Origin of the sequence: Marinobacter sp. SS8-8 (genome assembly GCF_030540945.1) — a bacterium.
Classification (GTDB): domain Bacteria; phylum Pseudomonadota; class Gammaproteobacteria; order Pseudomonadales; family Oleiphilaceae; genus Marinobacter.
Genome location: NZ_JASSVN010000001.1, coordinates 256,273 through 282,984, shown reverse-complemented (window position 1 = coordinate 282,984; position 26,712 = coordinate 256,273). Strand labels below are relative to the sequence as shown.

The following is a 26,712-nucleotide window of genomic DNA, read 5'->3' as shown; positions in this document are numbered from 1 at the left end:
GGGAGACGGCGGCCGGTGCAGCTTCCTGAGACACGCCGTGAATACGTCCATGTAGGCTTGAGCGCAGCATCCATGCTGCGCACAGTCTCAGGAAGCTGCACCGGCCGCCGCCCCGAACCCTGGGAGCTATTGTCAAGGAACGGGAGCACCAAACGTCTGGGAGACAGGGTGTGTCAGGCCCTTCCGGAACTGTCTGCAGCATGGATGCTGCAGTCAAGCGTACATGGACGTATTCACAGCGTGTCCCGGAAGGGCCTGACACAGCCTGGCTCCTGCCCCAACTGTCCGGATTTACGCTTGTTTTTTGGAACCCCGAGGTTCGTTTGAAGGAGCAGTTATGACAAAACCAGAAAGAAGCCATCTCTCAGGAAAAGCCCTGGAAGTGTATGACCGAATGCTGGAGCGGGTGAAAACGCGTCTCCATGAATTAGAGGAAACCTCGCTGCAAACGCTGGAGGACGAAGTACGCAAAGCCGTCGAGTTCGAGTACGAACTGGAGGAGATGACCCGGGAAGAGGCGGATCTTCTGGGAGCCTATCTGCAGCGGGATCTTGAGCACCTGCTGCACTTCGTCGAGGAAACCGGTGAAGGCTTGCGTGAATGGTTGCAGCTTGATATTGCCTTGCTGGAGCACCAGTTGGCGGACAGCCTGTTCTCGGTTGCTGACAAGACTGTGGTCGATTTCCTGGAGCTCAAGCAGAAACTGGAAAGCAAGGAAGTTGGCCAGTACATCTCGGGCGAAGTGGCCACCGCCGGTATGTTCCAGTGCCTGAATTGTGGCCACATGCGCTGCCTGACAGCCACCAGCCACCTCGAGCCCTGCGAAGCCTGCGGTTCCCACTACTACGAGCGGGTTACGAGCCGCTGGCCGAAACGGGAGGAATGATCCGCTCCCGGACAAACACAATCAGGATGGCCGCCAGCGTCAGTACCGGCCAGGAACCGGTTTGCATATAAGGCGTACTGCCCTTGGCGGTGTATACCTCGCCGGTCAGGGTGGCGCGCTCGAATTGCGGGATGGTCTCGGTCAGCCTGCCCCGGTGGTTAATGATCGCGGTGACGCCGTTGTTGGTGCCCCGGAGCATATAGCGGCCGGTTTCCAGGGCCCGCATTCGGGCAATCTGCAGATGTTGCAGTGGTCCGATGGAATCCCCGAACCAACCATCGTTACTGATGGTGAGCAGAAGGCCGGAACCCCGGGCGTTGAAGGCGACGAAATCCGGGTAGGCAACCTCGTAACAGATGAACGGCATGATATTGGTGCCATTTGCCCTGAGCGGATCCTGCCGGGCCGGGCCCGGGCTGAAATCGCTCATGGGCAGGTTGAAGAACCCGATCAGCCCTCGGAGCAGGTTTTGCAACGGCACGTATTCACCAAACGGGACCAGCTTCTGCTTGTGGTAGATGCCCTCGCCATTGCCAATCGCAATAATGCTGTTGTGATAGGTGAAGTCCTCAAGACGGTCACTGAAGCCGTACCAGGGTATCCCGGTAATCAGTGTGCTGTTCTCGCCGAGCTCAGTGCTGATGTGCTCGATGATTTTGCCGGCCTGATCCTGTGGAATGGGAATGGCCGTTTCCGGCCACAGGATCAGGTCTGTGTTCCAGTGGCCTTCTGTCATGCCCAGGTACGTCATAATCTGGTCTTTGAGAAATTCCGGATCCCACTTGATCTGCTGGGGAATGTTGCCCTGAATGGCGGCAACGGTTGTGGCTTGGGTGCTGAGCTGGGTCCAGTCAATCCGGTTCATGGCCGGGGCGATCAGCCACGGAATCAGCGCAATCACCAGGGTTACACCGGCGGCGACCGGTCTCAGCTGTTTAACCAGCCAGCAGCCCGCGTAGAGTGCAGCGCCGGTTGCAGTAATCCAGAAAGTGATGCCGTGGACGCCTGTTACCGGCGCAAGGCCGGCAAGCGGGCCGTCGGTATGAGCGGTACCCAGGTACAGCCAGGGAAAGCCGGTCAGCAACCAGCCCCGGAGCCAGTCCCCCAGAACCCAGATAGCCGGGAACAGGATCAGCCGGCGGATGGCCCTGTGCTTTGCAAGCTTGCCCCAGAGCCAGAACGCCAGGCCGTGGAACAGTGCCAGGCCAGCCACAAAGGCGGCGGTCAGCAGGATGGCGACGGGAATCGCCGTGTTGCCGTGTTCACTGATGCTGATATACACCCAGCTGGCACCGCTGCCAAACAGACCAAGGCCGACAAGCCATCCGGCCCTGAACAGTTGCTGCGGCGCCAGGGGAATGGTAACCAGCAGAATCAGCAGAACCGAGACCGGCCCCAGCCACCAGAGCTGGAACGGGGAAAAGGTCAGAGTTTGCAGGGCGCCGGCAACCACGAGGGTTGCCGCGCCGAGCCAGCGGTTGGTTGATAGCGGGGTATTCAGGACTTTGGCGTTTGTAACGTCATTGCTCACTGCGGGTTACCTGCAACAGACGGATGACACGGTTATCGGCGTTGGCAATAGTAAAGCCCAAGCCACCGAATTCAACCGATTCGCCCCGTCTGGGCAGATGTCCGAACTCCTTGAGTACCACCCCACCGATGGTGTCGAACTCTTCTTCGTCGAATTCGGTCTCGAAGAATTCGTTGAAATCATCGACCGGCGTTACCGCCTTGACCGCGTAGCTGCCATCGCCTCGTGCCTTGATGTGGGTCTCCTCATCGAAGTCATGCTCGTCTTCGATTTCCCCGACAATCTGCTCAAGCACGTCCTCAATGGTGATCAGCCCGGCGGTGCCGCCATACTCGTCCACCACAATGGCCATGTGGTTGCGGTTTTCCTTGAACTCCTTGAGAAGCTGGTTCAGGCGCTTGCTTTCGGGAACAAAGGTTGGCGGCCGCAGGATTTCCCGGATGCGGTTCCAGTTCAGGTCGTTGCTCAGGGCAAGGGGAAGCAGGTCCTTGGCCAGCAGGACGCCGATCACGTCATCCTGGCTGTCGCCGATCACCGGGAAGCGGCTGTGGGCAGAGGAGATGATTTCTGCCAGAAACTCTTTCGGGTCCTGGGATGCCTTGACGGTGACCATCTGGGAGCGGGGAATCATGATTTCATCCACCCGCATGTCGATCACCTGCATGGCACCTTCGATGATGCTCATGGCATCGGCGTCGATGATGTTCTGGGACTCGGCGTCCCGCAGGATTTCCAGCACGTCCTCGACGGACTCAGGCCCGCTGGAGAAGGCCTGTGATATACGTTCCAGCCAGGACTTGCTGCCCTGGCTGCGACTCGACTGATCGTCGCTCATGAGTCTTTTTCCGTTTCCTCTGCTTGGTAGGGATTGCCAAATCCGAGCTGTGCCAGCAACCGGACTTCGAGGGCTTCCATGACATCGGCATCTTCGTCTTCAATATGATCGTAACCCTGGAGGTGCAACATGCCGTGCACCACCATATGGGCCCAGTGCGCGTCAAGGGATTTCCGCTGCTCCCGGGCCTCATCCTCAACAACAGGCGCGCAGATCACCAGATCTCCGGCCAATGGCACCGTTATACCGGCTGGCGGCTCAAATGGGAAGGACAACACATTGGTTGGCTTGTCCTTGCCCCGATACTGGCGGTTCAGCGCCTGGCTCTCCTCGGTTCCGACAATGCGCACCGTTACCTCGCACGGATCCTCCCCCTGCCAGGCCAACCGCGCCCATTCCTGAAACGCGCGTTCCGGTGGAACCCCGGGTGCCTCGAAAACCTTTTGAAAGTCTACTGTCACCTCGCTCACTGGCCGGTCGCGCTCCCGTCGTCAAAAGAATCGTAGGCTTCCACAATGCGCTGGACCAGCGGGTGACGCACAACGTCTTTCGCTTCAAACCGGGTAAAGCCGATGCCCGGCACCTTGCTGAGCACGCTGGCGGCATGAATCAGCCCTGAATTCTGCCCCCGGGGCAGGTCCACCTGGGTGGTGTCACCGGTAATGACGGCGGTTGAACCAAAGCCGATCCGGGTCAGGAACATTTTCATCTGTTCCCGGGTCGTGTTCTGGCTTTCATCGAGAATGATAAACGAGTTGTTCAGTGTGCGGCCGCGCATGAACGCCAGTGGTGCAATCTCAATCACACTTTTCTCAATCAGCCGGGTCACCTGTTCAAAGCCAAGCATTTCATACAGGGCGTCGTACAGCGGGCGCAGATACGGATCCACCTTCTGAGCCAGATCCCCCGGCAGGAACCCCAGCTTCTCGCCGGCCTCCACCGCGGGCCGGACCAGCAGAATCCGCTTTACCTGCTCGTCTTTCAGGGCCTCCACCGCACAGGCAACCGCCAGCCAGGTCTTGCCGGTACCGGCCGGTCCGATGCCAAAGTTGATATCGTGGGTGCGAATGTTGTGAACATACTTTTGCTGGTTTGCGCCCCTGGGCTTGGCCTGCAGCTTGGGCGTTTTGATCACCGTGACAGCGCCATCGTAGGGCACGTCTTCCGGCAGGCGCTCAAAGCCGGTTTCCCGGATAAACAGATGTACCGTATCCGGCGGAATGTCATCCGTGGCCTCGGTCTCCCGATACAGATGCCGGATAACCTCAACGGCCGCCGCTACATGCTCGGTCTCACCCTCAACCCGGAAATGATGACCCCGCCTGCCGACTTTCACATGCAGGCGCTTTTCAATCATCTTCAGGTTTTCATCGAACTGGCCACAAAGCGTCGCCAGCCGACGCTGGTCCACCGGGTGCAGGTCAAATTGTCTGTGATCGTTGGCGTTCAAAAGTGCTCCGTTTCGTTTACTCCCCATGGTTTCTTGTTTGGGAGTACGTGTTTCTGGTGTTCGGTTAACGGGCAAGGGCCGGGCGGACTTTCCAAAAAAACGCCCGTGAATACATCCCTGTAGGGCTCGGTCGCGCCATCCCTGGCGCTCCACGTTTTTTGGAAAGTCCGCCCGGCCCTTGCCCTGATCATTCTATGTGCAGGCCCGAATGCTAAAATACAAGTAGATCGGATTACGACTTTGTCTAATCCAACCTACGAATGCGCAGTTTGTACCAAGCAGACGGGTGTGCAGCCGCCGGAGAGTGGTGGGGCTCCCCTCCCAAAAATGTCGGCGGCCAAGGATGGCCGACGTCAAGCGCACATGGAGGTGCTCGTAGCGGTTTTTGGGAGGGGAGCCCCACCGCTCGCCAAACGCCAAACCCAAGACGAATAGGATCCGAGCTTTAGTAAAACTCCGAGTTCACGGGCACACCGCGAAGAGAGTTGGGATAGGCCTCAACAATATCGACATCGATAAAGTGCCCCACAACCTCCGGATTCTCATGCCGGAAATTCACAATCCGGTTGTTCTCGGTACGCCCCGCGTACTCCCCGGGGTCCTTCTTGGACAGGCCAGTCACCAGAATCCGCTGGGTACTGCCAACCATTTTGCGGCTGATGTCCATCACATTCTGGTTCAGCCGGTCCTGCAGGATGCTCAAACGCTGCTTTTTGACCGCCATCGGGGTCTCATCCGGCAGATCCGAGGCTGGCGTGCCCGGGCGGGCGCTGTAGACGAAACTGAAGGACATATCGAAGCCGATGTCGCTGATCAGCTTCATGGTGTCTTCGAAGTCCTTCTCGGTTTCACCGGGGAAGCCAATGATGAAATCCGAGGAGAAGCTGATGTCCGGCCGGAGCTTGCGCAGGCGGCGGAGTTTGGATTTGTACTCCAGTGCCGTGTGGCCACGCTTCATGGCGGCCAGGATGCGATCAGAACCGCTCTGGACCGGCAGGTGCAGGTGGCTGACCAGCTCGGGGACGCGTTCGTAGACGTCGATCAACGCATCCGAGAACTCCACCGGGTGCGAAGTGGTGTAACGGATACGGTCGATACCATCGATGGCGGCAACCAGCTCGATCAGTTCCGCCAGGTCCATGGTGTCGCCGTCGTGGGTCTCGCCGCGGTAGGCGTTGACGTTCTGGCCGAGAAGGTTGACTTCCCGAACGCCCTGGCCGGCGAGATGCGCGACTTCGGCAATCACATCGTCCGCCGGGCGGCTGACTTCCTCGCCACGGGTGTAGGGCACAACACAGAAGGTGCAGTATTTGCTGCAGCCTTCCATGATGGACACAAACGCAGAGGGACCGTCTGCGCCGGGTTCGGGCAGATTGTCGAATTTCTCGATTTCCGGAAAGCTGACGTCCACCACGCCCACGCCATTGCCCTTGGTGCGGACTTCGGCAATCATGTCCGGCAGTCGGTGCAGGGTTTGTGGGCCGAAAACCATGTCTACGTAGGGTGCGCGGTCGAGGATGGCCTGGCCCTCCTGGGAGGCAACACAGCCGCCAACACCAATGATCATGTCAGGCTTTTTGGTCTTGAGCTTTTTCCAGCGGCCGAGCTGGTGGAAAACCTTCTCCTGGGCTTTCTCCCTAATCGAGCAAGTGTTGAGCAACAGGATGTCGGCATCATCGGGCGAGTCGGTCATTTCGACGGTTTCGCCGGTTTTGAGCAGGTCTGCCATGCGGGCAGAGTCGTACTCGTTCATCTGACAGCCGTGGGTTTTGATGTACAGCTTTCTGGCCATGGGTCTCACGTAATCTGGTGGATGTTGCGCCGGGAATTGGGTGGCTGAAACTTGGCGCCAGCAAAAAGTAACTGGGTATTATAACGAGGTGCTCATTCTTCAACCACCTTTGTCTTGCCTTGTTACCGCTCTTCTCGACAGGTCGGACGGCCACCTCGAAAGCCTCACTCCCCGCGAGCCTCCAGGTAACGCTGCAACTGCTCCCGCAACGCCCTGGGAAGCCGGGTAATCGTCAGCGCGTCTTTGTCCCGGTCGTAATAGACCGCCTGATTCACCAGGTCGGATGAAAACGACACGCTCATGCCGCCGCCCGAGCCCGCGATACGCACCAGTTTCTTCACCTTGCGGTGGTCCGGGTGCAGTACGCCGCTCTCCGGAAGTTCTGCGGTTTTCGATGCAAAGTCCCTGAAACGTTGCGGCTCGTTTTCGTCCAGATAGCCGGACAGTGCCTCGATTTCCACCGGTTCACCCAGGGCATGCTGTTCCTTGCAGAATTCGTAAGCCTTGTTGCGAACCTCGCCGGCTTTCTCCGGTTCGGAGGATTTGGCAAAGGCCTCCACTGCGTCGAGAAAAGTCAGCGTCTCCTTTTCGACATCCACCTGGTTGGTGAACCCGCACAGCCGGATGAAGTGATCCCCGGTCTCGCCGGTGCCGCGGGCATGGACGAGAGTCAGGTAGTTTTCACTCCTCTGGTCGCCCCGCCAGTCATCCAGCTCAATCCTCATTGCCAGATTAAGCCGGGACAGACTGAGGACCTCGATCGTATCAAGCGCTTGCCGGCCATCGAATCGCAGGGCGCTGTCGGTCTCAAGCACCAGCAGGTATATCACCTCGGAATCGGCGAGGGCCTCATGGACGAGCATAAGGTGGCCATGGTGTTCCTCCTGGCTGCCAGTCAGCAGTTCCTGCCACTGGCTGAACAGGCGGCCGGTGAGGGAACCGAAGGTCTGCCGGTCGCTGAGATAATCCCCGAGCCAGGCGCTGAGTGGTGATTCGCCCGTATCCTCGGAGAAGCGGCCGTATTTCTTCCCCGGCTTGCTGTTGAACAGTCGCTTCATCTGCCTGAGCAGCCCCTCGTAATCGCCGCCGGGCTCCCTCAGTGAGTCTCCGGCACTGAGATGGGCTGCCTGGTCCGGCTGGAAATGCGTGAAAAAGGCAGACCTCAGGTGTTTGATTGCCATGGTTAATTGCCCTGTTGCCGTTGTCCTGGCTGAAAAGCGTCCATGATGAGCGTTTCATCGGGACGGTAAAGCCAGTCAAATCCAATGGGTTGCGTAGTGAGTGATAGGGTTGGGAAGGCCATAGCCCAAGGAGCGGCAGCTTATTATGAAAAGCGCGGAAATCCAAATTTCCAGCCATCCTGATGCAATATCGTTCAAGGCCGGTTTTGACAGGTGCGAACTTCACAATGTCGCCTTTTCAGCTCTGAAACCGCCTTCGGAACCGGCACCTTGACTGGTCCATGTCTGTGCCTGTGCCTGAATAAGGGGCGGTTTTCAGGCCTGGCAGGATTGGGCTCGCGGTTGGGAGAGACTGGGAACAGGGTCGGGAGCGCCAGGATAAAGGCCTGAACAGGAATTGGCGCAATCCATGCTTGGGTTCAGGGCAGCGGGAAGCGTCGCGTTGTGCAGAGCGACACAATTCTCGTAGAATAGGTCACTCAAGCAAAAGCGCTGATTGACCCGGAGATTTCTTCGGTTCAATAGGCGCTTTTTTTTTGGGCAAATGGTCAGTGAGGCGGCCCTGAATTATTCGGCGGTCTCCTCATGATCGGTGGATTTAACAGAAACGGAGAACAGCAATGCAGCGCGTGATAACGAAAAAGGCCGGATTAGCGATAGCGGTTGCCCTGATGAGCAGCTCAGTGCAGGCCACACAGACCGGGTTTCATGAAGCTCTGAGTAAGGGCAAGGTATACGGAGACCTTCGCTTGCGTTTCGAACAGGTGCAACAGGACAATGCACTCAGAGACGCGGAAAGTCTGACTTTGCGGACCCGCCTAGGCTATCGTACTGCGGATTACAATGGATTATCCGGACTTGTCGAATTTGAGGACGTTCGGAACGTGGCTGGGCTTGATAGCTACAATGACACGCTGGGAAAGAATCCAAATTACTCTGTTATTGCCGATCCCGAGACAACAGAGCTGGATCAGGCCTATCTCAAGTACAGGCTCGGAGATATAACCGGTCGATTCGGGCGTCAGGTCATAACTTATGACAACCACCGGTTTATTGGCGATGTTGGCTGGCGCCAGGATCGCCAGACTTTTGATGCCGCCCGCCTGACCTACACCCCGTCAGGCAACCTTGAAATAGACTATGCCTATCTGAGTCAGCGGAACCGCATCTTTGCCGAGAGCCAGGATCTGCCGTCCAGGGATCACATACTCAATGTTGCCTATCAATCGTCCCTCGGAAAGCTGACCGGCTATGCCTATCTGCTGGAAATCGACGAAGGCATCGAGAACTCGCTCGACACCTTCGGGCTTCGTTATGTTGGCCGGCAGGACCTTGAGTCGCTGGGGATAATCTACGAAGCCGAATACGCGATTCAGGAGTCGGAATCGGGCGGTGCTGATTTTAATGCCGAGTATTACAAACTGAATGCGGGAATTGATATTGCTGGGGTCATTGTTTCAGCGGGCCTTGAAGTACTTGGGTCGGATAACGGCAACTATGGTTTCTCAACACCACTGGCAACATTGCACGGTCAGAACGGCTGGGCCGACCAGTTCTTGAACACCCCGCTGGCCGGGTTGGAAGACGCGTCGGTCAGCGTAAAGGCTCCTGTGGCAGGCGGCGGCCTGACTCTCAAGTATCATGATTTCACCGCCAGTGACTCGCCTGGCGGTGCCAGTGACCTGGGTAGCGAGCTTGATATGGTCTATGAGCGCAAGTTTGCCGAGAACTACTCAGCCGGTATTAAATACGCTCGCTACATGGCCGGAGATGCAGCAGCAGGAAAAGTGGATACCGACAAGCTCTGGCTGACTCTGGGTGCCAGGTTCTGAAGCTGATATCGGAAAAAGGCCCCGGCGGCATACACTGCCGGCGGGGCCTTTCCTCCGTCATTCAGCTCAGATTCGCTTGTTGCGCACCAGGTCTTGCACCAGTTTGCTGACCGCGCCTGCAATTTCCTCACTGTCGTCTGCGAAGATGGAAGCCGAGGCGATGTCCGAGCCGAGGTTTACCGCAATCGCAATGACGCCGTGGGCGCTGATCACCTGCGCGGAGCGGCGGCGATCATCAGCGTTGCCGGCATTGTCTTCGCTGAGCACGATGGTGGTTTTACCCTGGTCAAACAGCGCCCGTTCCAGGGCCAGTGCCAGGGCCGATGCCTGCTTGCCATTGCACGCGATGATCGCAGGCTTCTGGGCCAGGCGTCGCTCGCGTTCTTCAGCGGACACCGGGTCCAGGGACTCGCCGGCATCCGCCAGGCCCGCCACCATACCGGCACCGATGGTGACGTTGGTCAGCCGGTCAATCACGATAAAGCTGCCGGTGGCGTGATTCCGCTGGTAGGCATCGAAGGCAATCGGCTGGTTCAGGGTCAGTTCGCACAGGCCGATCTCATTCAGTTGCAGGGCAGAAGGATTCTCGTTCCTTTCCAGGCTGTTTACATCGGTCTGATGGTGAATCTTTTTCACCGTGCCGGAGGTAAAGGTGGGCCCGAGCTTGATGTCATACAGGCGGCCGGTTTCCAGCGGTGCGTCGGTCATCCACACGATGTTGGCATTGAAACGGTTGCCGACTTCAGGCTCATCTTCCGCTTTCACCAGCATGTCGCCACGGCTTACGTCGATTTCGTCGGTCAGCGTGAGGGTGACCGCCTGGTCGATGTAGGCTTCGTCAAGGGTGCCGTCGAAGGTCACCACCTCTTTCACCGTGCTGGTCCGCCTGGAGGGCAGTGCCATGACTTTCTCGCCCGGGCGGATCACGCCGGAGGCGATGGTGCCGCAGAAACCGCGAAAGTTCAGGTTCGGGCGGGTTACGTACTGAACAGGGAAGCGGAAATGCTCCAGATTCTTGTCCCGGCCGACTTCTACGGTTTCCAGGATTTCCATCAGCGGCTGGCCGGTGAACCAGGGCGAGTTCTCGCTCTTGTTCACCACGTTATCGCCTTCCAGGGCGGAAATCGGCACGAAGCGAATGTCCTTCAGGCCCAGTTTGGCGGCAAACGCCAGGTAGTCGTCCCGGATTTCGTTGAAGCGCTTTTCACTGAAATCCACCAGATCCATTTTGTTGATGGCGACCACAATGTGGCGGATGCCCAGCAGCGATGCAATGTAGGAATGCCGGCGGGTCTGGGTCAGCACGCCGTGGCGGGCATCGATCATCAGGATCGCAACCTGCGCTGTGGATGCGCCGGTGGCCATATTCCGGGTGTACTGCTCGTGGCCCGGGGTGTCGGCGATAATGAACTTGCGCTTGTCGGTGGAGAAATACCGGTAGGCAACATCAATGGTGATGCCCTGCTCGCGCTCCGCCTGCAGGCCGTCCACCAGCAGGGCCAGGTCCAGCTTCTCGCCGGTGGTGCCCATCCTGGCACTGTCGGTTTTCAGGCTGGCCATGTGATCCTCATAGATCATCTTGGTGTCATGGAGCAGGCGGCCGATCAGCGTGCTTTTACCGTCGTCCACGCTGCCGCAGGTAAGCAGGCGCAGGAGTTCCTTGTTTTCGTGCTGTTTCAGGTAGGCCTGGATGTCTTCGGCGATAAGGTCTGATGTATGTGACATGCTTGGAACCCTTGGAGATAAAATCGGGGTCAGATGAAGGTTTTCATCTGACCCCTGTTTCAGAAGTAGCCTTCCCGCTTTTTCTGTTCCATGGAGCCGGCTGAATCATGGTCGATAACGCGACCCTGACGCTCGGAACTGGTGGCCAGCAGCATTTCCTGGATGATCTCCGGCAACGTGGTGGCTTCGGATTCAATGGCGCCGGTCAGCGGGTAGCAGCCGAGGGTACGGAAGCGGATGGATTTCATCATCGGCTTCTCGCCCTCTTTCAGCGGCATTCGGTCGTCGTCCACCATGATCAGGGTGCCGTCGCGCTCAACTACCGGGCGCACCGCGGAGTAATAAAGGGGAACGATCTCGATATTTTCCAGGTAGATGTACTGCCAGATATCCAGCTCGGTCCAGTTGGACAGCGGGAATACCCGAATGCTTTCGCCCTTGTTGATCTTGCCGTTGTAGATGTTCCAGAGCTCGGGGCGCTGGTTCTTGGGGTCCCAGCGGTGGTATTCGTCGCGGAAGGAGTACACACGCTCCTTGGCCCGGGATTTTTCTTCGTCCCGGCGGGCGCCGCCGAACGCCGCATCAAACCTGTACTTGTCCAGGGCTTGCTTGAGAGCCTGGGTTTTCATTACGTCGGTGTGCTTGGCACTGCCGTGGGTGAATGGGCCAATACCCTGTCTGATGCCGTCCTCGTTCTTGTGAACGATCAGGTCCAGACCGTATTCCTTCACCTTGCGGTCCCGGAAGTCGATCATATCCCGGAATTTCCAGGTGGTGTCCACGTGCATGAGAGGGAAGGGCGGTTTACCCGGATAAAAGGCCTTGCGGGCCAGGTGCAGCATTACCGCGGAGTCCTTGCCGATGGAATACAGCATCACCGGGTTGTCGAACTCGGCTGCGACTTCCCGGATGATGTGGATGCTTTCCGCTTCCAGCTGTTTCAGGTGCGTAAGGTTGTATGTGGTCATGGTAATCCGTTGCCGCCGTGCGGGCCGTTGTGGCTATGCGAATTGATAGCGCAACTATACCAGAGCCAGCAAGGGCATAAGAAGACGCTCAAATAGACATTGACGCTATAACAATATAGCAGGTGGCGGGCGCCGGGCTTAGGTTGGATTGCGGGAGTCGGCCAGTAGTTTGGCAACGTAGCGGTCGACATAGTCGAAGCCGTTGCCCTCGAATTCGGCAAACTGGATGCCTAGCTGGAATTCATCTCTGGCAATCCGGCGCATATGAACGATATTGCCGTCTGCAACAATGGAAACCGGTTGCGTGGCAATGACGGGCACCGAGAACCGGGCTTTGACGGCAATCCAGTTGCCGGGGGCAGGCGCCTTTTGCTCTGGAATCAACCGCTTCACCGTTTCCTGATTGCAGGAAATCATCACGCCGGTGCGTGAAAGATTGGAAATCGAACAGGTAAGGCAGCAGCCGTCCGGTTTTTCAAGGGTGATGTCGGTGGCTACGTCCACCCGCTGCTGGTTGCGCAGATTCAGTTTGGCGGCGACAGGTTTCATGTTGACTCTTCTGGCGTGTCTGGTTACGAATGAGGCTGCCTTTCCCATAAATCCCTTCCAGAAAAACGCTTAAACTCATGATAAGCGCATGAAAGTGTAATTGTTTACTTTGTGATCAGCAAGAAGTCTGCCGCTTATTGTGGCAGTTTTATTAAACCTTTCTGAACGAAGCGTCACAAAAATTGACGCCTGTCAGTATTATCCACTGGAAATGCCAGTCCGTCTTTTGCTGCAGGCGGCACCCTGGCTAGTGTAAAATGCCGGCCTTCATTCATTTGTGGGCTTTTTCTGAGCTCCGGGAACCCCAAGCTTTTTATGACAGACAACACCCAGAACCCCGCTACGGAAACCGGACATGGCAAGGTCGGCTTCATCAGCCTGGGCTGCCCCAAGGCCCTCGTGGATTCGGAGCGCATCCTCACCCAACTCCGGCTCGATGGGTATGACGTGGTCCCCACCTATGACGACGCCGATATCGTGGTGGTGAATACCTGTGGCTTTATTGATGCTGCCAAGCAGGAATCCCTGGATGCGATTGGTGAGGCCATCAGTGAAAACGGGAAAGTCATCGTCACCGGCTGCATGGGAGTCGAAGCCGACAGGATCCGCGAGACCCACCCCGGCGTTCTGGCGGTTTCCGGTCCCCATGCCTACGAAGAGGTGGTTGGGGCTGTTCACCAGTTCGTGCCCCAGAAAAAGCAACACGACCCGTTCACCGATCTGGTTCCGCCCCAGGGCATCAAGCTGACCCCGAGGCACTATGCGTACCTGAAAATTTCCGAGGGCTGCAACCACCGCTGCACCTTCTGCATCATCCCCTCCATGCGCGGCGATCTGGTGAGCCGGCCCATCGGCGAGGTGATGGATGAAGCCCGGCGCCTGGTGGATGCCGGCGTCAAGGAACTGCTGGTGATTTCCCAGGACACGTCTGCGTATGGTGTCGATACCAAATACCGCACCGGCTTCTGGCAGGGTCGCCCACTGAAAACCAGGATGCAGGCCCTGTGCGAGGCCCTGGGTGAAATGGGCGTCTGGGTGCGTTTGCACTATGTTTACCCCTACCCCCATGTGGACAACATCATCCCGCTGATGACCGAAGGCAAGATCCTGCCGTACCTGGATATCCCGTTTCAGCACGCCAGCCCGAAAGTCCTCAGGGCCATGAAACGCCCGGCCCACGACAGCAAAACCCTGGAGCGCATCCGCAAATGGCGGGACATCTGCCCCGAGCTGACCATTCGCTCCACCTTCATCGTCGGCTTCCCCGGTGAAACCGAGGAAGACTTCCAGTACCTGCTGGACTGGCTCGACGAAGCCCAGCTGGACCGCGTGGGTGCGTTCAAATACAGCCCGGTGGAAGGTGCCAAGGCCAATGAACTGGAAGGTGCAGTACCTGAAGAAATAAAAGAAGAACGCCTGGCCCGCTTCATGGAAAAACAGGCGAAGATTTCCGCCGCCCGCCTGCAGGCCAGGATCGGCCAGACCATCGACGTTCTGATCGACGAAGTGGACGAAGAAGGCGCCATCGGCCGTTCCAAAGCCGATGCGCCGGAGATTGACGGGATGGTCTACCTAAACGATGAGACGGATCTTGTGCCCGGTGAGATTGTTCAGGCCGTGGTTGAGCATGCCGATGAGCATGATCTTTGGGCCCGGCTTGTTCGGTAGCCTTTGGGGTGGGCACCTAGCCCGATGGTTTCGGGGGAGGCGTTGGTGAGAGGCTTCTCCCAAAAACCGCTACGAGCACGTCCATGTGCGCTTGTTTCCGGCCATCCTTGGCCTCCAACATTTTTGGGAGAAGCCTCTCACCAACGCGTCAGAAAGCCCGGATATAGTCGACAGGAATAAAGGTAGGTCGGACAGCAGACTATAGCTGAGAAGTTTAACAGCGCGGGAAGGCTCCACCCTCCCGTGCGTTAACTCCAGGAAAAGAAGGCTAGGGCCGCAGCCAAAAAACCACGACCCAAAGCCCAAGGCTTACCCCCCAAGCTTGCGAACCAATATCTCGTTAAACAGCTTGGGATTCCCCTGACCCTTGGAGGCCTTCATCAAAGGCCCCATGAAGCCTCCAAGCATCTTCTTGCGCTTCTTCGGGTCCTCCTCATTCTGGTACTGGGCTACCTGATCCGGCATGCCGGCCAGAACCTTGTCCACCATGGCCTCCAGTGCACCGGTGTCAGACACCTGCTTCAGGCCCTGGGCGTCAATGATGGCGTCGACATTGTCGCTTTCACCAGACCAAAGCGCCTCGAACACCTTCTTCGCACCGGCGGATGAAATCGTATTGTCGGCAATCCGTACCACCAGGTCACCCAACTGGGCGCCGGTAATGGGGGAGTCGGCAACGGTTTTCTCCTCGGCATTCAGGCGGGCGGAAAATTCGCCCTGGATCCAGTTGGCCACGAGCTTGGCGTCTTTGCCGTGGCTGGCGGCGTCCTCGAAGAACGCGGCCAGTTTTGAGTCACCGCTGAGCAGGCCGGCGTCGTAGTCGTTCAGACCGTACTGCTCCATAAAGCGGGCTTTGCGCGCGTCCGGCAGTTCCGGCAGGCTGTTTCGAGCCTCTTCGATGAATGAGTCATCGATCTCCACTGGCAATAGGTCCGGGCAGGGGAAGTAGCGATAGTCGTTGGCTTCTTCCTTGGTGCGCATGGAGCGGGATTCGTCCCGATCACCATTGTACAGGCGGGTTTCCTGCACAATCCTGCCGCCGTCTTCGAGGATGTCCATCTGTCGTTCCACTTCGTGGGCAATGGCCTGTTCCATGAATCGGAAAGAGTTCAGGTTCTTGGTTTCGGTACGGGTACCGAGGGTGTCCGAGCCTTTTGGCTTGAGGGAGATGTTCACGTCGAAGCGCATGGAGCCCTGGGACATATCGCCGTCACAGATGCCCAGAGAGGTCACGATGCCGTGCAGTTTTTTGGCGAAGGCCACAGCTTCCTCTGCGCTGGTCATATCCGGCTCGGTGACCACTTCGATCAGCGGCGTGCCGGCCCGGTTGAGATCCACACCGGTCATACCGTGGAAATCCTCATGAAGGGATTTGCCGGCATCCTCTTCCAGGTGGGCGTGGTGAATCCGAACGCGCCTGGTCTCGCCGTTCGCCAGCTCAATGTCCACGTGGCCGGGGCCGACAATCGGGCGCTCCAGCTGGGTGGTCTGGTAGCCTTTGGGTAGGTCCGGGTAGAAATAGTTCTTGCGCTCGAACACCGAGCGGCGCTCAATCTGGGCATTCACCGCCAAACCAAACATCACCGCATAGCGGAAGGCCTGCTCATTGGGTACGGGCAGGGTACCGGGCATGGCCAGGTCAACGGCATTGGCCTGGGTGTTGGGCTCGGCGCCATAGGCGGTGCTGGAGCCGGAAAAAATCTTGGTCTTGGTGGCGAGCTGAACGTGAATTTCCAGCCCGATCACAATATCCCACTGCATGGTTGCTCTCCTGTTCTGGGCCTGTCCCGGACTTATTGCGGTTCACGCTGGTGCCAGTCGGTCACCTGCTGGAATTGATGGGCGGCGTTCAGCAAGCGGGCCTCGGAGAAGTAATCCCCGATAATCTGCAACCCCACCGGCAGACCATCCACGAAACCTGCCGGCACCGACATGGCCGGAATGCCCGCCAGGTTGATGGCGATGGTGAACACATCCTCCAGGTACATGGTCACCGGGTCGCTGGTTTTCTCGCCCTGGATAAAGGCCGGGGAGGGCGTGGTCGGACTCATCAGCACGTCCACTTCCCTGAAGGCATTGATGAAATCCTGCTGGATCAGGCGGCGAACCTTTTGGGCTTTCAGGTAGTAGGCATCGAAATACCCGGCGGACAGAGCGTAAGTGCCTACCAGAATCCGACGTTTCACCTCGGTGCCAAAGCCCTCGGCACGGGTGCGGGTGTACATATCCATCAGATCCTTCGGATCTTCGCAGCGGTAGCCGTAACGCACCCCGTCAAAACGGGACAGGTTGGCGGAGGCCTCCGCCGGCGCAATCACGTAATAGGCGGCAATCGCAAGCCGGGCGTTAGGCAGGGATACCTCTTTCACGGTGGCGCCCAGTTTCTCGTATTCTGTTACCGCATCGCGAACCTGTTGCTCCATCGCCGGGCTGAGCTGGTCACTGAAATACTCCCTCGGCAAACCAATCTTCAGACCTTTTAACGGCTCGTTCAGGGTGGCGGTGTAATCCGGCACCTCTCGATCAATGGAAGTCGAGTCCTTCGGATCAAAGCCCGCCATCACATTCAGCATAAGCGCATTGTCCTCAGCGCTGCGGGCAATAGTACCGCCCTGATCAAGACTGGAGGCAAAGGCAATCATTCCGTATCGGGACACCCGGCCATAGGTCGGCTTCAGCCCGGTAACGCCACACAGCGCCGCCGGCTGGCGAATGGAGCCGCCGGTATCCGTCGCCGTAGCCGCAGGCACCAGCCGCGCCGAGACCGCCGCCGCGGAACCGCCGGAAGAACCACCCGGCACCCGCTTCTCACCCTGGCCAAGCCCCCATGGATTGGTCACCGCGCCAAAATGGCTGGACTCGTTGGAGGACCCCATGGCGAACTCATCCATGTTGGTCTTGCCCAGACACACCGCACCCGCCTGGCGGAAATTCGCGGTGACCGTTGCATCGTAAGGCGGAACAAAATTCTCCAGCATCTTCGAGCCACAAGTGGTGCGAACACCGCTGGTGCAGAAAATATCCTTGTGGGCAAACGGAACCCCCGTCCAGGGCGTCGCATTCCCCGCCGCCCGCCGCTCATCCGCCGCCCTGGCATCGGCAAGCGCCTGCTCCCCGGTCACGCTAATAAAACTGTTGTACTTGCCATCCTCCTGCCTGATGCGGTCGAGAAAATGCTGGGTCAGCTCCACGCTGGACACCTGGCCGCTGCCCAGTTCCCGGGAAAGCTCTGCTACGGATTTGTTATGCATGATGAATCCTGAAATCGCTGTTCGTCAGATCGTTCAATTCCCATGAATCATTCGATGGCTTATTCAATCACTCGGGGAACCAGATAAAGCCCGTTCTCGGTAGCCGGCGCAATCGCCTGGAACGCCTCCCGCTGGTTGGTCTCGGTTACCTCATCAGCGCGCAGACGCTGGACCGCATTCAGCGGATGGGCCATGGGCTCAACTGAATCGGTGTCGGCCGCCCCCAGCTGATCCACCAGATCCAGGATATTGCCCAGATCCTTCTCCAGAGCCGAAACCTGCTCGTCATCCACACGAATGCGGGCGAGCACAGCGACTTTCTCAATGTCCTCACGGGAAATGGTCACGCATTAGCCTCCCAGGTAAATAAAATGTCGGTAATAAATCTTTCGAGATTGAAGGCGCTTTTGAAGTGTGGGGTCGCTCGGAGATTGCCTTTCAAAACTGTTGAGGGCCAGGGACGGCCCGAAACAAGCGCACAGGGATGTGCTCGTAGCGTGTTTTGAAAGGCAATCTTCGGGCGGCCCTCCACCCAAGCCAAAAAATTAAAGCGACATGGTAACAGATTCGAACAATGGCGGGAGGCCCCAGCCCATAAGGTAAATGTGTGAACCGTAAGGCGTGAGGCCGGTTCGCGCCTTGCCTGCCGGGGTGCTCACTGCTAAAGTTGCCGCATCTTTTCTCTGCGACTGCAACTCTCAGGTTGAAACTACACGAATGTTGATAAAAAGACTCCGAGGCTTATTCTCAAGCGACCTGTCCATCGACCTGGGCACCGCCAACACCCTGATTTACGTCCGTGAGCGCGGAATCGTTCTGAATGAGCCATCCGTTGTGGCCATTCGCACCAGTGGTTCCCAGAAAATGGTCGCCGCCGTCGGTGCAGAGGCCAAACGCATGCTGGGCCGCACCCCCGGCAACATCACCGCCATCCGTCCCATGAAAGACGGCGTGATTGCAGATTTTGTCGTTACCGAAAAAATGCTCCAGCACTTCATCCACAAGGTGCATGAGAACAGCTTCATTACCCCGAGCCCGCGGGTGCTCGTGTGCGTACCCAGCAAGTCCACCCAGGTAGAGCGCAAAGCCATTCGCGAATCCGCCCTCGGCGCCGGCGCCCGCGAAGTGTTCCTGATCGAAGAGCCCATGGCCGCGGCCATAGGCGCCGGCCTGCCAGTGGAAGAAGCCAGTGGCTCCATGATCGTCGACATCGGCGGTGGCACCACCGAAATCGCCATCATCTCCCTGAACGGCATTGTCTATGCCGAGTCCGTTCGGGTGGGTGGTGACAAGTTCGACGAAGCCATCGTTACCTACGTGCGCCGCAACTACGGCAGCCTGATCGGCGATTCCACCGCCGAGCGCATCAAACACGAAATCGGCTGCGCCTATGAGGGCCTCGAAATCCGCGAAATCGACGTGCGTGGTCGCAACCTGGCCGAAGGCGTGCCCAGGGCCTTCACCCTGAACAGCGAGGAAATCCTCGATGCGCTGCAGGAATCCCTGGCCCAGATTGTCCAGACCGTGAAAAGCGCCCTGGAACAATCGCCGCCTGAACTGGCCTCCGACATCGCAGAGCGCGGTATCGTACTGACCGGTGGCGGGGCGTTACTGCGCGGGCTGGACAAACTGATCAGTGAGGAAACCGGCCTGCCGGTGATCATCGCAGAAGACCCGCTGACCTGCGTCGCCCGTGGTGGCGGCAAGGCGCTGGAAGTGATTGACCGGGGTGGCATCGGAATGTTCTCCCAGGAGGGGTAATCCCGTGGGGAGGGCTCGACATTAAAACCATCTTCGTCCAGGGGTCTGTTCCCGGTTTCAGACTCCTCATCGTTTTTCTCGTATCGGCAGCCCTGGTGGTTGCCGATGCGCGTTTCGACAAGGTCTCAACCGTGCGTAGCACCATTGCCACAGGTCTGGCTCCGGTGTACTGGCTCGGCAATGCACCCTATGAATTCACCGACTGGGTGGCTGGGCTGTTTGAAAACAAGAAGGACCTGCAGCAGGAAAACGAAGACCTCCGGGCCCGCCTGATGATCCTGGAACGGCGCGCCCTGAAATACGCGGCCCTTGCCTCCGAAAACAACGAACTGCGCCGCCTGATGAACTCCTCCGAGGTGCTGGACGACCGCGTCATCGTGGGCGAAGTGGTCGGTGTCTCTCCGGATCCATTCTCTCATGAGGTCATTATCAACAAAGGCCGGCGCGATGGCGTCGTGCCAGGCCAGGCCATTCTGGATGCGCACGGATTGATGGGGCAGGTGGTACGGAGCAGCCAGTTAACGTCTCGGGTACTGCTGGTGTCTGACAGCAGCCACGCCGTTCCGGTGGAAGTGGTCCGCAACGGATTGCGGGCTATCCTGCTGGGCACCGGCGATAGCGTTACCCTTGATCTGGTCCATGTGCCAGACACCGCGGACATCCGGGAAGGGGATCTTCTGGTAAGTTCCGGCCTGGGTGGCCGGTTCCCCCGGGGCTACCCGGTGGCAGAAGTAAGCCGCATTTCCAAGGAGCCGGGTGAGCCGTTTGCCTCCATCGAGGCAACGCCGAAAGCGCAACTAAACCAGAGCCGTCTGGTGCTGGTAGTGTTTCCGCCGGAAGCATCGACATCGCCCGACGGTGAGGCCGCTGAAGGCGAGACCGCCGCGAGCGGTGAGGCAGACGCCGCACAGGGAGGACAGGACTGATGTTATCGGTAATCAGCTACCCGGTTTTCGCACTGTCCGTTGTTGTCGCCCTGGTTTTCAGCATTTCCCTGTTCCCGGTTGGCTGGTTCGAGTTCCGTCCTGAGTGGCTGGGGCTGGTTGTTTTCTACTGGACGTTCCGGGCGCCGGCCCAGTTCGGTATTCTGCTGGCCTGGTGTCTCGGGCTGCTGCTGGACGTTCTTGAGGCTACCCCCCTCGGTGTAAACGCCATGGCCATGGCACTGATCGCCTTCCTGGTGCTCACCATTCACCAGCGCCTTCGCATGTACCCGATGCCCCAGCAGTGCCTGATAGTGTTCCTGTTGCTCGGGATCAACCAGATGCTGGTACATTTCCTGAAGCAACTGATTGGTGCCGAGGATGCCGGCTTCAGCTACCTTTGGCCGGCCCTGACCAGCGCCCTGGTATGGCCAGTGCTTTCCATTGTGCTGGACAACATTAACCGCAAACTGGGTTAGCCATGTCGCCAATCATTCTTGCCTCGGCTTCTCCCCGCCGGGCAGAGCTGTTGCAGCAGATCGGCCTGAGCTTTTTGGTTCGTCCGGCGGATATTGATGAAACACCGGGGGCTGGCGAAACGCCGGAACACTATGTGGAGCGGCTGGCCCGGGCGAAGGCTCTGGCGGTGGCGCAATCCTCTCCGGAATGCCTGGTACTGGGTTCGGATACGTCCGTGGTTCTTGATCGTGTCATCCTCGGTAAACCCTCCGGCGCCAGCGAGGCCAGGGCGATGCTGGCCCGGCTCTCTGGTGCGACCCATCAGGTGATGACCGCTGTGGCGCTGGCTTGGGATGGCGTATGCCACTCCCGGCTCGTGGTGACCGAAGTCCGATTCAGGGCTTTATCTGCTGGCGAAATCGAGGCCTACGTTGCCAGTGGTGAACCAATGGACAAGGCCGGAAGTTATGGAATTCAGGGCCTTGGTGGTATTTTTGTCAATGAGCTCCGGGGCAGCTACAGTGCCGTGGTTGGATTGCCTGTGCAGGAAACAGCAGCACTGCTGGCCGATGCTGGTTACCCGGTCTGGAGAAACTGGCCGCGCAGTCTGGAGAGCCAAACATCATGAGTGAAGAGATCCTGATCAACGTCACACCCGTGGAAACCCGCGTGGCTCTGGTCGAGAACGGCATGCTGCAGGAAGCCTATATTGAGCGCACCAGCAGGAAAGGCATTGTCGGGAACATCTACAAGGGCAAGGTGGTGCGGGTATTGCCGGGCATGGAAGCGGCGTTCGTCGATATTGGTCTGGAGCGGGCGGCGTTTATCCATGCCTCCGATGTGGCTCCGAGCCAGTCCAATGGCGGCGATCCGGCCGATACCCCGAAAACCGTTCCGGACATTCGCAGCCTGCTTCGTGAGGGCCAGTCTCTGGTCGTCCAGGTCACCAAAGACCCGATTGGCACCAAGGGCGCGAGGCTGACAACCCAGCTCTCCATCCCCTCCCGGTACCTGGTGTTCATGCCCGGTGTCAGCCATGTGGGTATTTCCCAGAGGATTGAAGACGACACCGAGCGGGCACGACTGAAATCGGTAGTCGAAGAAGCCGCCGCAGGGGACTCGGATGTTCGGGGTGGCTACATCATCCGGACCGCTGCCGAGGCAGCATTACCGGAAGACCTGGCTGGCGACATGACCTACCTGCACCGGTTGAGTCAGTCCATCCATGAGCGGATTTCCCGCGTTCAGGCACCGGCGGTAGTCTACCAGGATCTGCCTCTGTTCATTCGTACCATCCGGGATCTGATCCGGCCCCAGACCGAGAAAGTCCGCATCGACAGCCGTGAAAGTCACCAGCGGGTAATGGAGTTTGTGGATGAGTTCGTGTCGGAATTTTCCGACAAGGTTGAGTGTTATCCGGGAGAGCGGCCCATATTCGATCTCTACTCGGTGGAAGACGAGATCCAGAAAGCCCTGAGCCGCAAGGTCCAGCTCAAGTCCGGCGGGTACGTGATCATCGATCAGACCGAGGCAATGACCACCATCGATATCAATACCGGTGCGTTTGTGGGCCACAGGAATCTGGAAGAAACCATCTTCAAAACCAATCTCGAGGCCGCCCGCGCCATCAGCCGCCAGCTGCGTTTGCGAAATCTCGGTGGCATCATCATTATTGATTTTATCGACATGGAAGATCCCGAACATCAGCGTCAGGTGCACCGCATGCTGGAAAAAATGCTGGAGCGTGATCACGCCAAAACCAAGATTACCGGCGTATCGGAACTGGGCCTGGTGGAGATGACCCGCAAACGCACCACAGAGAGTCTCGGCCAGGTGCTGTGTGAGCCCTGCCCGATCTGTGACGGCCGCGGATTCCTCAAAACCACCGAGACCGTGTGCTACGAGATCTTTCGGGAGATTCTCCGGGTCAACCGCGCCTACGATGCCGAGAGTTACCTGGTGATGGCATCACAGAGTGTGGTCGACCGCCTGCTGGATGAAGAATCAGACAACGTGGCCGATCTGGAGACTTTTATCAGCAAAACCATTCGTTTCCAGGTAGAGCCGTTATACAGCCAGGAGCAGTACGATGTCGTTTTGCTCTGAGCCCGGGGCAATCCGCCGGGTTGTGGAGTAAGGTGCCCGGATGTCCTCCACCGATCACGAGCCGCCGCTTCCGGAGAACCTGTCAGAGAGCCCTCCGGTTCGGCTGGCGGCACGCCTTGCCAGCCTGATCTGGTGGTTGCTGTTGGTCGTGCTGGTGCTATTCGCCCTCTATGCTGGCCTGGGCCGCCAGTTGACCCGGAACGTAGACAGCTTTCGCGACGATCTGGCTCGTGAACTTTCTGACCGACTGGGGCACAACGTCAGTATTGGCAGTCTTTCCTCCCGCTGGTACTGGCTTGATCCTTCCTTTTCCGCCCGTGATATCCGGGTCAGCAACACTGAAACCGGTGTTGTTGTGGCAAACCTGGAGTACCTCAATATCCGGCTTGATGCCCTGGCATCCCTGAGGCGATTGAGGGTTGTGTTCGAAGATTTTGAAGCCGAAGGGCTGGAACTCACGGTTACCCGGGAACAGAGCGGCAATGTGGCAGTGCTGGGTGCCGACATTCCGGGGCTGGTCAGCAACCAGCTGCATGAGTGGCTGGAGCTTGCCGGCAACTGGCTGTCTGATCCCCATGTGAAGTTCACCCGGGTGGATCTTGGTATCCGGGACAGTCAGGGCAACCGTCGCCATCTGGACATTCCCCAACTGGATCTGGAGTATCGCCGTGGACTGTTCCATGCCTCTGGCCGGGCCATGCAGTCTGGCACGACCCAGCAACTGGCCAGCTTCGCCCTGGTGGGGGAGCACTTCTTCCGGGGTGATTTTACCGGCCAGCTGTATCTTGATGTGGATTCGGGACGGCTGTTCGACGACCTGATCGACGAATACCAGTGGCGGATGCTTCGACTGGAGGGGTTTGATCTTGGTGGTGAGGCCTGGCTGACGTTCCGGGACGGTCAGTTGCAGCAGGTGACGGGCAGTGTCCGGACACCGTACCTGCAACTGGGTGTGGGGCATGAGTCACTTGCGCCTCTGGAAGACATTCGCGCGCGATTTGGCTGGCGTCGCCACCATAGCGTTATGGCCGATGAGAAACTGAGCGGGTCCGACTCCTTCGCCCTGGGGGAATGGCATATCAAACAGCTCCAGTGGACCTGGAATGGTGACGTAGTTTCCCCGTTTAGCCTGCGCCTGGCGCCTTCGGATGGCGGTATGTCGGTGATCGCCGATGCGCTGCCCCTTGCGCCCACCCGCCGCCTGGCCTCGAGACTTCCGATCCTGCCGGAACCGGCCCTGAGGGCCCTGCGCAATTATCGCCCTGGCGGATTCCTTGACCAGCTTGAAGTGTACCTGCCTGACCAGTCTCCGGAGAAATTCGAGCTTTCGGGCCGGCTCCGGGATGCCAGTGTCCGGGCCTACGGCGGGGCACCCGGGGTCACGTCTGTTAACGGCACTATCTTTCTGGACAGAAATAGCGGCTATGTTCGGGTTGCGACCGGGGAGGCACCCGTAAGCCTCGAGTTTCCTGAACTGTTTGGTGGCGCCTGGTCATTCCCGGCACTTGAGGGCCAGATCGCCTGGCAACTGGACGGTCCCATCACCCGGGTATTCTCCGATAGTGTTCGTATGGTCTACAACGAGAGCACGGAAATCGAGGGCGCGTTTGACCTGAAGCTGGACCGCGAGGGCGAGGACAACCTTGGCCTCAGGGTGTCGTTGAAGAACGGCACCGCCGGGATGCTGGCCGATTTTGTGCCGGTCAAAGTGGTCAACCCCGGATTGTACGAGTGGCTGACAACAGCCATCCTCGAGGCGGATATCACCTCCGGAGTCTACTACGGTCATGGCCAGATAGGTCCTGATGCTCCGCGGGGCACCTTCGTTTCCTCTATGGGTTTCCAGTTCGACCAGGCCACTGTTCGTTATGACGAAAACTGGCCGGAGGTTCGCTCTGCCCGGGGCCGGGTGGAAGTTCATAACGGCAACACACTGGTCAGCCTCGACGCTGGCAAGACCGGGGGGCTGAACCTGAATCCGAGTTCGGTCAGGGTCATTCCCGGGGAAAATGCCCGGGTCAGGGTCGATGTCTCGGCAAGGGTACCCGGAGAGTCGCTGGGTTACTGGATGGACAACAGCCCACTGGGGGAGATGGCCGGAAGGGAAGCCCGAAAATTGCAGTACGGTGGCCAGTACCAGCTCGTTCTCGGTATTGATCTGCCGCTTGGCTCGGGGCAAGCTCCCGTGGTTGAGGCCAACATTGCTGTTGCTGACGGTTCTGTTGTGTACCCCTCCGCCGGTCTGGCCTGGGAGGATGTTCACGGCGAACTGACCTACCACAGCGAAGACGGCTTTTCCGGTGGCCCGCTGGCGGCGAAGTTTTTCGGTGAGCCCGTCACCATGGCGTTCAGTCGGGCCCGCTCAGGGGCCGCCCTGAGCGTCAGCCAGTCAGGCGAACTTCCGGTGCCCGGTGTGTTTGCCAGCGCGGGTCTTTCGGCAAAGGCCGGTCTCGGCCTCCAGGGAAGGGTGTCCTACATCGCCGAACTGGACATGGGGGTGGATTCGACCTCCGGCATCCGGGTGCGCTCCAGCCTCGAGGGCCTGGCCGTTGAGTGGCCGGAGCCGCTGTCAAAACCCGCTGGTGAAGCGGCGCCCCTCAGGGCGGTTATCAAACCCTCTGCTGCCGGCGGCCTGAGCATCACCGGAGAATGGGAAAACCGGCTGGCATTCGATCTGTTGTGGAAGAAGACCGGATTTGACCTTCGCCTGGACCACATCTACCTCGGGAACCAGCTGTTGACCGATATTGACATCAATGCCCTGGATCTCGGCGACCGCTGGGTCGTCAAGACCGACTCAAAGCGCGCGAGGGGTCAGGTGCTGATCCCGGACAATGGCGATACGATCATGGCGGATTTTGAGGTTCTGCGACTCATGCGCGGCGAGGGAACTGCGAAGGAGCCCGCGGATTTTCTCACCCTGAACAAACAGCTCGAAGCGTTCCGGGCCCTGGATATGGGCAACTGGCCAGACATTGACGTAACCATCGCCGATCTCCAACTGAACGCTGATTCATTGGGCGGCTGGGCCTTCCGACTTCGCCCCGAGCCGCACCGGCTCAACGTCACTGACATGGAGGGGCGGTTAAACTCCCTGACACTGACGGGTAACATGACCTGGAGTATTGTTGACGAGCGGGAGACAAGCCGGTTTTGGGGGGCTATTACCGGTGGTGCCCTGGCAGATCTGAACAACCTGTTCGACACCGACATGCCGGTTACCAACGAGGCCACCAACATTCAACTGGATCTGGACTGGCCCGGTCGTCCGGATGAATTCTCGATAGCGGAGCTCAATGGCTCGGTCAGTCTGAGACTGGATGAGGGGGTGATTCTTGAGCGTAACAATAGCGCCCAGTTGTTCCGCATTTTCAATCTCCTGAACTCGGATACGCTGTGGCGGCGGCTTAAGCTCGATTTTTCCGATCTGTACGAGCGAGGCGTGGCATTCGATGCCATTTCTGGCAAGGCTCAGATTACCCGCGGCTTACTGACGATGGATCCCGAACTTCAGGTGGTGGGCCCCTCCGGTGCCTTCAAACTCAGTGGAGCCACCAATATGGCCAGTGAGCAGCTAAATATGCGGTTGGTGGTTGTGTTGCCCCTGACCCAGAATCTGCCCCTGGCGGCACTGCTGATGGGAGCCGGCGCGCCCATTGGTGGCGCCCTGTTTGTGCTGGACAAGGTTCTGGGTGATCCTCTGAGCAAGCTGACCAGTGCGACCTACCGTGTTACAGGTACATGGGGTCAGCCGAAAGTGGATTTGCAGCGGGTATTTGATACCGGTCAATAAGA

General features: G+C 58.5%; 21 protein-coding genes. 9 read left to right on the top strand and 12 right to left on the bottom strand.

Features of this window, described 5'->3' with window-relative positions:
- The first annotated feature begins 337 nt into the window (after positions 1 to 337).
- Positions 338 to 886: a zinc ribbon-containing protein gene (locus QPL96_RS01210; RefSeq protein WP_303285028.1), complete on the top strand. Its 549-nt coding sequence runs from the start codon at positions 338 to 340 to the stop codon at positions 884 to 886.
- On the opposite strand, the gene lnt is transcribed toward QPL96_RS01210, so the two are convergent.
- The 6 genes from lnt to QPL96_RS01180 all read right to left on the bottom strand — a co-directional run bounded on the left by lnt (position 855) and on the right by QPL96_RS01180 (position 7,675).
- A complete protein-coding gene (lnt, locus tag QPL96_RS01205; RefSeq protein ID WP_303285027.1) occupies positions 855 to 2,417 on the bottom strand; it encodes an apolipoprotein N-acyltransferase in 1,563 nt (520 codons plus the stop codon). The genes QPL96_RS01210 and lnt overlap by 32 nt on opposite strands.
- Positions 2,407 to 3,252 carry an HlyC/CorC family transporter gene (locus tag QPL96_RS01200; protein ID WP_303285025.1) on the bottom strand — a complete coding sequence of 282 codons (846 nt, stop codon included), beginning with the start codon at positions 3,250 to 3,252 and terminating at the stop codon, positions 2,407 to 2,409. Before QPL96_RS01200 ends, lnt begins: the two co-directional genes overlap by 11 nt.
- Entirely contained in the window at positions 3,249 to 3,722 is a 474-nt protein-coding gene (gene ybeY, locus QPL96_RS01195; RefSeq protein ID WP_303285024.1) for an rRNA maturation RNase YbeY, read from the bottom strand. Before ybeY ends, QPL96_RS01200 begins: the two co-directional genes overlap by 4 nt.
- Positions 3,719 to 4,702 (bottom strand): PhoH family protein, encoded by a 984-nt coding sequence (locus tag QPL96_RS01190; protein WP_303285023.1) that lies wholly within the window; start codon positions 4,700 to 4,702, stop codon positions 3,719 to 3,721. Before QPL96_RS01190 ends, ybeY begins: the two co-directional genes overlap by 4 nt.
- A 445-nt stretch (positions 4,703 to 5,147) precedes the next feature.
- Entirely contained in the window at positions 5,148 to 6,494 is a 1,347-nt protein-coding gene (gene miaB / locus QPL96_RS01185; protein ID WP_303285022.1) for a tRNA (N6-isopentenyl adenosine(37)-C2)-methylthiotransferase MiaB, read from the bottom strand.
- A gap of 164 nt (positions 6,495 to 6,658) precedes the next feature.
- Positions 6,659 to 7,675, bottom strand: a complete 1,017-nt coding sequence (locus tag QPL96_RS01180; protein ID WP_303285021.1) for a nucleoid-associated protein — start codon at positions 7,673 to 7,675, stop codon at positions 6,659 to 6,661.
- A 620-nt stretch (positions 7,676 to 8,295) separates the two neighbouring features.
- On the opposite strand from QPL96_RS01180, the gene QPL96_RS01175 reads away from it, so the two are divergent.
- Positions 8,296 to 9,507 carry an alginate export family protein gene (locus QPL96_RS01175; RefSeq protein WP_303285020.1) on the top strand — a complete coding sequence of 404 codons (1,212 nt, stop codon included), beginning with the start codon at positions 8,296 to 8,298 and terminating at the stop codon, positions 9,505 to 9,507.
- A 66-nt stretch (positions 9,508 to 9,573) separates the two neighbouring features.
- On the opposite strand, the gene cysN is transcribed toward QPL96_RS01175, so the two are convergent.
- From cysN to QPL96_RS01160, 3 genes are all read right to left on the bottom strand, one after another.
- Entirely contained in the window at positions 9,574 to 11,232 is a 1,659-nt protein-coding gene (cysN, locus tag QPL96_RS01170) for a sulfate adenylyltransferase subunit CysN (RefSeq protein ID WP_303285019.1), read from the bottom strand.
- A 59-nt stretch (positions 11,233 to 11,291) separates the two neighbouring features.
- Positions 11,292 to 12,200: a sulfate adenylyltransferase subunit CysD gene (gene cysD, locus QPL96_RS01165; RefSeq protein ID WP_303285018.1), complete on the bottom strand. Its 909-nt coding sequence runs from the start codon at positions 12,198 to 12,200 to the stop codon at positions 11,292 to 11,294.
- 138 nt (positions 12,201 to 12,338) lie between these two features.
- Positions 12,339 to 12,749, bottom strand: coding sequence for a PilZ domain-containing protein (locus tag QPL96_RS01160; RefSeq protein WP_303285017.1), 411 nt, complete (start codon positions 12,747 to 12,749; stop codon positions 12,339 to 12,341).
- A gap of 315 nt (positions 12,750 to 13,064) precedes the next feature.
- Here QPL96_RS01160 and rimO point away from each other — a divergent pair, with 315 nt between their 5' ends.
- Positions 13,065 to 14,417 (top strand): 30S ribosomal protein S12 methylthiotransferase RimO, encoded by a 1,353-nt coding sequence (gene rimO / locus QPL96_RS01155; protein WP_303285016.1) that lies wholly within the window; start codon positions 13,065 to 13,067, stop codon positions 14,415 to 14,417.
- 309 nt (positions 14,418 to 14,726) lie between these two features.
- On the opposite strand, the gene gatB is transcribed toward rimO, so the two are convergent.
- Genes gatB through gatC form a run of 3 tightly spaced genes read right to left on the bottom strand, consistent with a single transcriptional unit; the run spans position 14,727 to position 18,015 of the window.
- Positions 14,727 to 16,178 (bottom strand): Asp-tRNA(Asn)/Glu-tRNA(Gln) amidotransferase subunit GatB, encoded by a 1,452-nt coding sequence (gene gatB, locus QPL96_RS01150; RefSeq protein WP_303285015.1) that lies wholly within the window; start codon positions 16,176 to 16,178, stop codon positions 14,727 to 14,729.
- Positions 16,179 to 16,210: 32 nt separating this feature from the next.
- The gene (gene gatA / locus QPL96_RS01145) at positions 16,211 to 17,668 is read right to left on the bottom strand and encodes an Asp-tRNA(Asn)/Glu-tRNA(Gln) amidotransferase subunit GatA (protein WP_303285014.1); all 1,458 of its coding nucleotides are present in this window, start codon (positions 17,666 to 17,668) and stop codon (positions 16,211 to 16,213) included.
- Between the two features lie 59 nt (positions 17,669 to 17,727).
- Positions 17,728 to 18,015, bottom strand: a complete 288-nt coding sequence (gene gatC, locus QPL96_RS01140) for an Asp-tRNA(Asn)/Glu-tRNA(Gln) amidotransferase subunit GatC (RefSeq protein WP_008170132.1) — start codon at positions 18,013 to 18,015, stop codon at positions 17,728 to 17,730.
- A 373-nt stretch (positions 18,016 to 18,388) separates the two neighbouring features.
- On the opposite strand from gatC, the gene QPL96_RS01135 reads away from it, so the two are divergent.
- Genes QPL96_RS01135 through QPL96_RS01110 form a run of 6 tightly spaced genes read left to right on the top strand, consistent with a single transcriptional unit; the run spans position 18,389 to position 26,710 of the window.
- Positions 18,389 to 19,429: a rod shape-determining protein gene (locus QPL96_RS01135; protein WP_070973515.1), complete on the top strand. Its 1,041-nt coding sequence runs from the start codon at positions 18,389 to 18,391 to the stop codon at positions 19,427 to 19,429.
- A 29-nt stretch (positions 19,430 to 19,458) separates the two neighbouring features.
- Positions 19,459 to 20,355, top strand: coding sequence for a rod shape-determining protein MreC (gene mreC, locus QPL96_RS01130; protein WP_339750720.1), 897 nt, complete (start codon positions 19,459 to 19,461; stop codon positions 20,353 to 20,355).
- Positions 20,355 to 20,831 carry a rod shape-determining protein MreD gene (gene mreD / locus QPL96_RS01125; RefSeq protein WP_303285013.1) on the top strand — a complete coding sequence of 159 codons (477 nt, stop codon included), beginning with the start codon at positions 20,355 to 20,357 and terminating at the stop codon, positions 20,829 to 20,831. Before mreC ends, mreD begins: the two co-directional genes overlap by 1 nt.
- Positions 20,832 to 20,833: 2 nt before the next feature.
- The gene (locus tag QPL96_RS01120; protein ID WP_303285012.1) at positions 20,834 to 21,439 is read left to right on the top strand and encodes a nucleoside triphosphate pyrophosphatase; all 606 of its coding nucleotides are present in this window, start codon (positions 20,834 to 20,836) and stop codon (positions 21,437 to 21,439) included.
- The gene (rng, locus tag QPL96_RS01115; RefSeq protein WP_303285011.1) at positions 21,436 to 22,917 is read left to right on the top strand and encodes a ribonuclease G; all 1,482 of its coding nucleotides are present in this window, start codon (positions 21,436 to 21,438) and stop codon (positions 22,915 to 22,917) included. Before QPL96_RS01120 ends, rng begins: the two co-directional genes overlap by 4 nt.
- A gap of 40 nt (positions 22,918 to 22,957) precedes the next feature.
- Entirely contained in the window at positions 22,958 to 26,710 is a 3,753-nt protein-coding gene (locus QPL96_RS01110; RefSeq protein ID WP_303285009.1) for a YhdP family protein, read from the top strand.
- Positions 26,711 to 26,712: the final 2 nt, after the last annotated feature.